Annotated in this window: 5 protein-coding genes; 1 reads left to right on the top strand and 4 read right to left on the bottom strand. The window is 39.1% G+C overall.

The genetic code is table 11. The annotated features are described in order from the left end of the window. Window positions 1–201: 201 nt before the first annotated feature. The gene (gene pepN / locus FTU66_RS13110) at window positions 202–2811 is read right to left on the bottom strand and encodes an aminopeptidase N (RefSeq protein ID WP_180112938.1); all 2610 of its coding nucleotides are present in this window, start codon (window positions 2809–2811) and stop codon (window positions 202–204) included. A 371-nt stretch (window positions 2812–3182) separates the two neighbouring features. Here pepN and FTU66_RS13105 point away from each other — a divergent pair, with 371 nt between their 5' ends. Beyond that, on the top strand, window positions 3183–4340 hold the full coding sequence (locus FTU66_RS13105) for a hypothetical protein (protein WP_180112937.1): 1158 nt from the start codon (window positions 3183–3185) through the stop codon (window positions 4338–4340). A gap of 114 nt (window positions 4341–4454) precedes the next feature. On the opposite strand, the gene FTU66_RS13100 is transcribed toward FTU66_RS13105, so the two are convergent. The 3 genes from FTU66_RS13100 to FTU66_RS13090 form a co-directional block, all read right to left on the bottom strand. After that, window positions 4455–5186: a hypothetical protein gene (locus tag FTU66_RS13100; protein WP_179989528.1), complete on the bottom strand. Its 732-nt coding sequence runs from the start codon at window positions 5184–5186 to the stop codon at window positions 4455–4457. A 506-nt stretch (window positions 5187–5692) separates the two neighbouring features. Next, window positions 5693–8332, bottom strand: coding sequence for a bifunctional aconitate hydratase 2/2-methylisocitrate dehydratase (locus FTU66_RS13095; protein WP_096900892.1), 2640 nt, complete (start codon window positions 8330–8332; stop codon window positions 5693–5695). A 296-nt stretch (window positions 8333–8628) separates the two neighbouring features. Beyond that, complete coding sequence (locus FTU66_RS13090) at window positions 8629–8898, bottom strand: hypothetical protein (protein WP_004973220.1); 270 nt, start codon at window positions 8896–8898, stop codon at window positions 8629–8631. Window positions 8899–9125 lie beyond the last annotated feature (227 nt).

Genomic DNA, 9125 nt, shown 5'->3' with positions numbered 1-9125 from the left:
CCCTGTATTGCAAAAATGGAATGATTTCTATTTTTTTGATTCAACCTTAGATTGCAAAAATGGGGAAATATTATAGAAATAAAGAAAGTGGAATTAATTAAAATCCCACCTTAAAATGCAAATACCCGATTATTTTTAATGTATTCCAGCCACAAAAAAGCCATTTCAACGAATTGATGAAATGGCTTTTAGTTTTTTAACTTAAACCTCTAACATACTATTTAGGGTTTCAACCACGTTTTTAGATTTCACCACAGACTGCAAATTTAGCAACGCTGCTTGCACTTGGTTACGTTGTGGCTCTGCCAAAGTGTACCAACGCGACAACACCTGCAATAAACGCGAACCTACAATTGGGTTTTTCTCATCTAAATACTTGGCTAAGTCAATAAAATGCTGAACACCAAAACTCCATGTATTCACAGGGTTGCTATTTAAACCACCACTGACTGAACGAATACGGTTAGGTGTACCCAAATCATAATCTGGATGTGCAGTTAACGCCTGAATGGTTGCAGCTGTCACTTTTGGATGGGATGCCTGTACCATAAACCATTGATCCAATGCTAAAGCTTCATCTTTAAAACGAGTATAAAAATCTTCTAAAGCAGCTTTGGCTTGCGGTGCATCATTCCATACCAGCACACGCAAAGCACCTAATCGTTCAGACATATTGCGTGTATGTTTATACTGCTGTTCAGCCAATGCAAAGGCTTCAACATCACCCTGACGTGCCATTAACGCCAACATGATATTCTTTAAAGCACGTACACCCATTGCCTGAGAGAAATCTTGCTGCATGTCTGGATCAAGGCTTAAATAGGTTTCTTTGCAGAATGCACCAAGTTCGCGCGCCAATGTATCTAACAGCGCATTGCGTTCTTGCTGAATTTTTTCAGGTTGATAATTTTGATCAATACGGCTGCCCAAATAGCCTTCAGAAGGTACATCAAAAATACGTGATGCCAACAAAGGATCTTTTTCAATTAAAGCAGGTACTGTATTTTTCATGGCTTGCAAATAAGTATCTGCTGCATGTTCTTCCAATAAAATACGTTCCAATAGAGTCTGAGTCGCCTGCCACTGGTTAAAGCCATTGGTTTCGTGCTGCATTAAAAATGCCAATTCATCATTAGAATAGTTAAATTCTAAATTCACAGGTGCAGAAAAATTACGCAATAAAGAAACAACGGGATGCGCAGTTATACCGCTAAATTCAATACTTGCTTGTGCCTGATCAAACAAATACACACCATCTTTTACTGAGTTTTCAACCAAAGCTTCAGACTGCAAAATATATTGCTCGCCTGTTTCTGCATTGAACAATGCCAATGCAACAGGAATAGGCAATGCTTTTAAGTTTGGATATTTGGCATTGCTTTTCAGACTTTGTTTTAAATTTAAACGATAAACCTGCGCAGCCGCATCGTATTCGCCCTGCACTTCAAGCTTTGGTGTGCCTGGTTGATTGTACCAAGTCAGGAAATTAGATAAATCAACACCTGAACCTGCGCTTAAAGCATTGACCCAATCTTCAACCGTGACTGCTTGTCCATCATGACGACGGAAATATTCATCACTACCTTTACGGAATTTTTCTTTACCGAGTAAAGTCGACATCATGCGGTTAATTTCCGCACCTTTTTCATAGACTGTTGCGGTATAGAAGTTATTAATTTCTACAAAATGATCTGGACGTGGCGGGTGCGATAACGGGCCAGAATCTTCGGGGAATTGATGTGCTTTGAGCACCGCCACATCATCAATACGCTGTACTGCGGCAGACTGTAAATCTTCAGAGAAAGATTGGTCACGGAACACCGTTAAACCTTCTTTTAAACACAACTGGAACCAATCGCGGCAAGTAATACGGTTACCTGTCCAGTTATGAAAATATTCATGCGCAATAACGGACTGTACGCGCATAATTGCGGCATCTGTGGTGTATTCTTCATCGGCCAATACACATGACGTATTGAAAATATTCAGACCTTTATTTTCCATTGCGCCCATATTGAAGGCACTGGTCGCCACAATCATATAATTATCTAAATCATACGGCAGACCATAGTGTTCTTCATCCCAACGCATCGAATGTTTTAACGCTTGCATAGCAATTTTGCATTTTGGAATGTCTTTTTCTTCTGCATAAATTTCCAGTGCAACATTACGCCCTTCAGATGTCACATAATGGTCTTTCATGACTGCCAAATCGCCAATCACACAAGCAAATAAATAGCTTGGCTTTTTGGTCGGGTCTTGCCAAATCGCATAATGACGACCTTCGCCTGCTTCACCTGTTTCTAACAAGTTGCCGTTTGCCAATAACACAGGATATTTTTTATCGGCTTCAACACGTGTGGTAAATACCGACAATACGTCTGGGCGGTCAGGATAGAAGGTAATTTTACGGAAACCTTCAGGCTCGTTTTGGGTAACAAATAAATCAGAACTTGCCTGATATAAGCCTTCAAGTTGCGTATTGCTTTCAGGATGAATGATCACGATGGTTTCTAACGTGACTTGATCAGGTGCATTTGCAATGCGAAGCTGCTCACTATCTAATTGATAGTCACTTTCCGATAATTCCGTGCCATTCAAAATAATAGATTTCAATTCTAAATCACGGCCCAATAAGACCAAATCGCCTGCAGTCTGACGCTGCATTTTCAAAGTTGCACCCACTTGGGTGTAATCTGCATAGACTTGAATATCTAGCTCTACAGCATCTACCAAGAATGAAGGTTTTTGATAGTCTTTTAAATAGATAGTTTGGCTGGCTTCAACCATAGGATTTGCTGCAATATTCATCTTGTCCTCATTCTTTGTGGCGATGCGCTTGTTTTTGTAAAGTTGCAATGATCATACGACAACTTTCAACATCTGTCTGCACACAATCTATTTCAGTCTTATTCAACAATGCTGATTTATATGGGCGCTCAACCCAAGCTTTTCAATCCTATCTGGATTAATCCTGTACAAGTAACATAAAAGCAGACTGTTTAAATCAATACCTGTATTGCTATTACGCGTAAATTTAATATTTTGATATGCAACTTCACTTCAAATACGACCAACACAGGCTAATTTTGATGATGATCAAAAGCACAGAAGCTTCCACCTTTCAGTACACAAGCCATGTATAATGACATATCACGATTTACTTGAGCTTCTATTTCACAATGCTACAAATTCTGCAAAAACAATTAGATGAAAGCACATTATGCCCTTTGTGTCAGGCATCTATGTATTGGGTAGAAGCAGAACAATATGAGCACGAATTAAATTTTCACCAATGTAGTCATTGTGAACATCGCATCTTTCAAAATAGCCAACAACAAAACTGTCATTGCGCAAGCTGTACCCAACAACGCAAAAAAATCATGGCGGAAACCCGCTTGCAAGAACAACAAAAATTCAAAAAACAGGATGCACCTGAACGCGAATTAAATCAGCTGCGTTTTATAGATAAATTATTTTTATTGAGTATTTTAGATCAGCATGCACAGGAACATATTCCACATGAAGAATTTATAGATTGGGAAAAAATCAAGTATTTAAATATTACCCCCAACTATTTTTTCCAGCACGGCATGATCAAACATTTGCTAAAAGAGCAAATATTAATTGCCAAAGATTTTGCGGAAAATGCGCAGCAATATTATATCAATGTCCGTTTAGATGGTTATTCTGAACCAAGCTTATTCAGCATTGCACAACAATTACGTTATTGGTTTTATGAAAATCTGAGTATGGGCACACCGTTCAAAACAGCAGATGAAGTCAAAGATGCGCTGTATTTATTGCTGTATCAAGAGATTGTGCAGTTTATGCAATTTTATTGTCGGACTTGGGGAATACAAATTGCGGGCAACCATAGTTTTCAGAGCTTTTGCTACCGACTTTTAGATGTCTTGGCGGTTGGGCAAATTTATTACTTGGTGCAAACTGCTTTGGAATTTTTATACCAACAAAAAGCACTCAAACCGCGTAATGAAAACTTTATTAATACCAATTTACTGAAAAAGACTGTGCAGCAATACCGAGAACGGTCAGTGGCTGAAAAATGGGAGACCTCTACCCTGCCACGCCCGCCTAATTTGCCTTTCAGCTATATGAGCGAAATTTTATTCTTCCGCTTTTTGGGTTATGACGAAAGGATTTTCTTTCAACCTGTGTGGCGTTCTTGGCGAAAAATTGAAGCACGACTTAAATTTTATTCACTTAAACGCTGTATGCACTGCGGATCGGATGAACTGACTGTCGATTATGACGCAGAAAATTATGTGTCCTTATTTTGTCGCAACTGCAAACATCAAGATCATTATTTCACTCAATAAAACTTTGGTGAAGATGATGGTTACACCCCATCACTGCCCAAATTCATCATCTACTGCAGTATAGAGTCAACAGGATACGTACAGAGGATTACAGTTTTTCGATGTGATAAGCACCTAATCCACTTTTCTGTTTAGTGCTAAATTGAGTGCCGTTTCAGATAAAGTTTTACCGTCTAATTTACAAATACACATAATGCCCCAACCATCAAAATAATCAGGCGCGTGCTGCAAAAAGAAATTGGAATGTACATCTTGCGGAATTCTCAAATGCATCAGTTGCTCAAAACTTCGTGCTGGAGAATGAGTTTCATGCACATATACGCCTTCACCGCGCTTTTGAATTTCAGGATACCGTGCCGCCATAAGCTGCAAAACTTCATGATATTCCTTAGGCATAGTTTTCCCGACTCTTGGGAAAAAACTTTTAGAACGCGAAGCAAACAAAGCATAAATCTTCGGTTGATTAATGCTAATCACAAACCACAATGGAATAAATGGATTTTTTAAGCGTCGATTCAACATGGCTTTGACTGCACTTGGAATCGTCAAATTTTGTTTTTGATATTCAGACAAAAAACCCGCTCGTGAATTGACCACATGCATAGGCTGTTCATTATAATGAATCAAAATAAAAGGAATAACATTTTGCCCAACCACTTGATCTCGATCATGATATTGAATAACCATGACTGCGATTGCATCGGGGTCATAAACAAAGGCTTTAAATTCTTCTAAACTCGAATTTGGAAAGATTTTTTGATCGAATTGATAAATTTTTTCAAAAAAATACGATTGCTGCTGCATTGAAAGCGCTTTAAAGTCAAAAACTGTTTCTATTAAATTCATAAAAACAACCCAGTTTCATATTTAAAGAGAGACGCAAAATTTTTTTAATTGGTCAATGCATTAATAATATGACACATTTTAATTACATAATTTTACAATCATTATAGTAAGTTATTAAAAAATATCCAATTTCATTAAAATTAAAACTAAGTAGTTCATTTCAATAAAGTTTTTACCAAAAATTATAATTAAAATTGAATACCAGCATTAATCCATTATATTTTGTGACGCAGTTTACATTATTTTATGACAAACGGTATTGATAGGCAAATTTATATTGTATTAATAAGTTAAATTCTAATTTATTTCATAGCTTGCGCCCCTATTTTTAAATCAGTTAGGCAAGCTGAAATATCACAATCTATGCTGTTTTAAATGTCATTCATTATTAGATTGAAATTTTACGCATAAAAATAAGGGCTGAATAATCAGCCCTTATTTGATCTTGCTTATCGCTCAACACTCGAACAAATCATAGATTTGCTCTTGCGTTTGCTTTTCCTAACTTAGGTCAACTGAGCAGCAGCAATTTTCTTGGTGTCTACATTCGCAGCAGCGTCTGTGTAGCTTTCCATCTGGTCAAAGTTCAAGTACTTGTAGATGTCAGCAGACATGCTGTCGATTTGAGAAGCGTACTGTTGGTATTCTTCTGGTGTTGGTAACTTACCAAGTACCGCTGCAACAGATGCAAGCTCAGCAGAAGCTAAGTAAACGTTTGCACCTTGACCTAAACGGTTCGGGAAGTTACGTGTAGAAGTAGATACTACAGTTGTGTTCGGTGCTACACGTGCTTGGTTACCCATACATAATGAACAACCTGGCATTTCTGTACGCGCACCCGCTTTACCATAAGTGTTGTAGAAGCCTTCTTCCATAAGTTGACGCTCGTCCATACGAGTTGGAGGCGCTAACCATAGACGAGTAGATAAAGAACCACCAGGAACTTTGTCTAATAACTTTCCAGCAGCACGGAAGTGGCCGATGTTTGTCATACAAGAACCGATGAACACTTCATCAATTTTGTCACCTTGAACGTCAGAAAGAAGTTTTGCATCATCTGGATCGTTCGGGCAGCAAAGGATTGGTTCTTTGATGTCTGCAAGGTCAATTTCATACACTTTAGTGTATTCTGCGTCAGCATCAGCTTTAAGAAGTGATGGGTTCGCTAACCATTTTTCCATGTTCTCAACACGACGAGCCATAGTACGCGCATCGCCATAACCTTCAGAAATCATCCACTTAAGCATGGTGATGTTTGAACGAAGGTATTCAGCAACTTTCTCTTCAGAAAGTGTGATAGAACAACCTGCAGCTGAACGCTCAGCAGAAGCATCAGACAATTCAAATGCTTGTTCAACGGTTAAGTCAGTTTCCATTTCTGTTAAGTCGATTTCTAAGATACGACCAGAGAAGATGTTTTTCTTACCTTTCTTCTCTACAGTTAAGTCACCTTCTTTAATTGCGTAGTAAGGAATCGCATGTACAAGGTCACGTAAAGTGATACCAGGCTGCATTTTACCTTTGAACTTCACAAGTACAGACTCAGGCATGTCAAGTGGCATAACACCAGTTGCTGCAGCGAACGCTACAAGACCAGAACCCGCTGGGAAAGAAATACCAATTGGGAAACGAGTATGCGAGTCACCACCAGTACCTACTGTATCTGGAAGAAGCATACGGTTTAACCAAGAGTGGATAATACCGTCACCTGGACGTAAAGAAACACCACCACGGTTCATGATGAAGTCAGGAAGCGTGTGTTGCATTTGAACGTCAACTGGTTTTGGATACGCAGCTGTGTGACAGAAAGATTGCATTACTAAGTCTGCAGAGAAACCTAAGCAAGCTAAATCTTTTAATTCGTCACGTGTCATTGGACCTGTTGTATCTTGAGAACCAACAGTAGTCATCTTAGGTTCGCAGTAAGTACCTGGACGAACACCTTGACCTTCTGGAAGACCACAAGCGCGACCTACCATTTTTTGAGCTTGAGTGAAGCCTTTGCCTGTGTTTTCAGGTTGTACTGGAGTACGGAACAAAGTAGATGGTGCAAGACCTAAAGCTTCACGCGCTTTAGCTGTCAAACCACGACCAACGATCAAGTTAATACGACCGCCTGCACGTACTTCGTCTAGAAGCACTGGAGTTTTAAGTTCAGATTCAGCGATTTGTGCGCCGTCTTTGAACGCTGTTACTTTAGCAGCAGCATGGTCGATTTTAAGAGTGATTTCATCACCCATGTTCATATTAGAAACGTCGATTTCTACTGGTAAAGCACCCGCATCTTCCATTGTGTTAAAGAAGATTGGCGCAATTTTACCACCTAAGCAGTAGCCGCCATCTTTTTTGTTTGGAATGTGCGCGATTTCATCACCGAAGAACCAAAGTACAGAGTTAGTTGCAGACTTACGAGAAGAACCTGTACCAACAACGTCACCCACGTAAGCAACTTGGTTGCCTTTCGCGATAAGGTCTTTGATTTGGTTTAATGGACCAACTTCACCAGGAACTTCTGGGTTGATGCCATCACGTACGTTTTTCAACATTGCATTTGCGTGCAATGGAATGTCTGGACGACTCCATGCGTCTTGTGCAGGTGACAAGTCGTCAGTGTTGGTTTCGCCAGTAACTTTAAACACTGTAAGTTTGATTTCTTCAGGTACATCTTTACGGCTAGTGAACCATTCAGCATCAGCCCAAGATTGTAAAACTGCTTTCGCGTTTTCGTTACCTGCTTTTGCTTTGTCTGCTACGTCATGGAACGCATCAAATACAAGCAAAGTGTTTTTCAATGCTTCAGCTGCTAAGCCAGCCAATTCAGCATTGTCTAAAAGCTCTACTAAAGGTGCTACGTTATAACCACCAAGCATTGTACCTAGTAAGTAAACTGCGCGCTCTTTAGAAACGAGTGGAGAGGTTGCTTCACCTTTTGCTACAGCAGCTAAGAAAGCAGCTTTAACGTATGCCGCTTGGTCAACACCTGCAGGTACACGGTTTTCAATCAAATCAACCAAATAAGCTTCTTCGCCTGCTGGTGGATTTTTTAATAATTCAACTAATGCAGCTGTTTGCACATCATCAAGTGGCTTCGGTGGGACTCCGAGTGCGGCACGTTCTTCAACGTGTTGGCGGTAAGCTTCTAGCACGGTGTTATTCCTCTTTTTTAAAAAATTATTTGTGAATTCCTGCTTTTAAAGCATCACAAACAATATGGACTGCAAAATTTTACTAAACTTCAGGTTAAAAGTTAATGCAACTAGAGTGTTTCTTTGTGATGCCCATTATTTTATAACTAAATGATGCGCATATTGTTCAATTTACAGGCAAAACACGACTTAATTTTAACTTTGTCTGTATGTACACTAACTTTTCGCCTAAAGTTTAACTCGTAAAAAAGGCAACGCTCATGTTGCCTGTTCTAATGAATGAATGATATTCCACCTTAGTGTACTGTCGTAGCTTGAAGATAGTGCTGTAATTGTTCGCGACTACCTTCAAACTTGAGTTGAATTTCATCTTCATGCAGCATACAGTGTTCTGCACTGGTAAATGAAATTTGAACTTGATATATCTTTGCAGGTGCATCAATTTGCTGACGTAAATACACCCGATCACCTAAACTTAAAACATAATGACTGCCGCCAATTACCGCGACACCTTGTTCATCTTCTAAGAGCAAATCTGCATTATGCAGGTAAGCAACCACTTCCATTATGCGCTCCTACTGTTTTTGTTATGTTTTTAATTATTCATGAAAAAGATAAGCTTTGCCAGTTTTAAGATTTAGAACTTGTCACAATTTATTTGTTATTTATTTTAACCCGAATTACGGATAAGAAAAGCCCTTGAAAAAAAGGTAGTTAGAGCCATTTAGAAAGTTACGACACAACCCAAAGGCTCTAACTACCATGTACGATTTTACAGAAATTTTTTGTATTG

The sequence above is a fragment of the Acinetobacter sp. YH12131 genome (assembly GCF_013418635.1).
GTDB lineage: Bacteria > Pseudomonadota > Gammaproteobacteria > Pseudomonadales > Moraxellaceae > Acinetobacter > Acinetobacter towneri.
Note: the sequence above shows the minus strand (reverse complement) of the source record. Positions and strands in the feature narration are given on the sequence as shown.

Coding starts and splice junctions, on each gene's coding strand:
- pepN (WP_180112938.1), bottom strand. CDS start 2,811: ATGAATATTGCAGCAAATCCTATGGTTGAAGCCAGCCAAACTATCTAT.
- FTU66_RS13105 (WP_180112937.1), top strand. CDS start 3,183: ATGCTACAAATTCTGCAAAAACAATTAGATGAAAGCACATTATGCCCT.
- FTU66_RS13100 (WP_179989528.1), bottom strand. CDS start 5,186: ATGAATTTAATAGAAACAGTTTTTGACTTTAAAGCGCTTTCAATGCAG.
- FTU66_RS13090 (WP_004973220.1), bottom strand. CDS start 8,898: ATGGAAGTGGTTGCTTACCTGCATAATGCAGATTTGCTCTTAGAAGAT.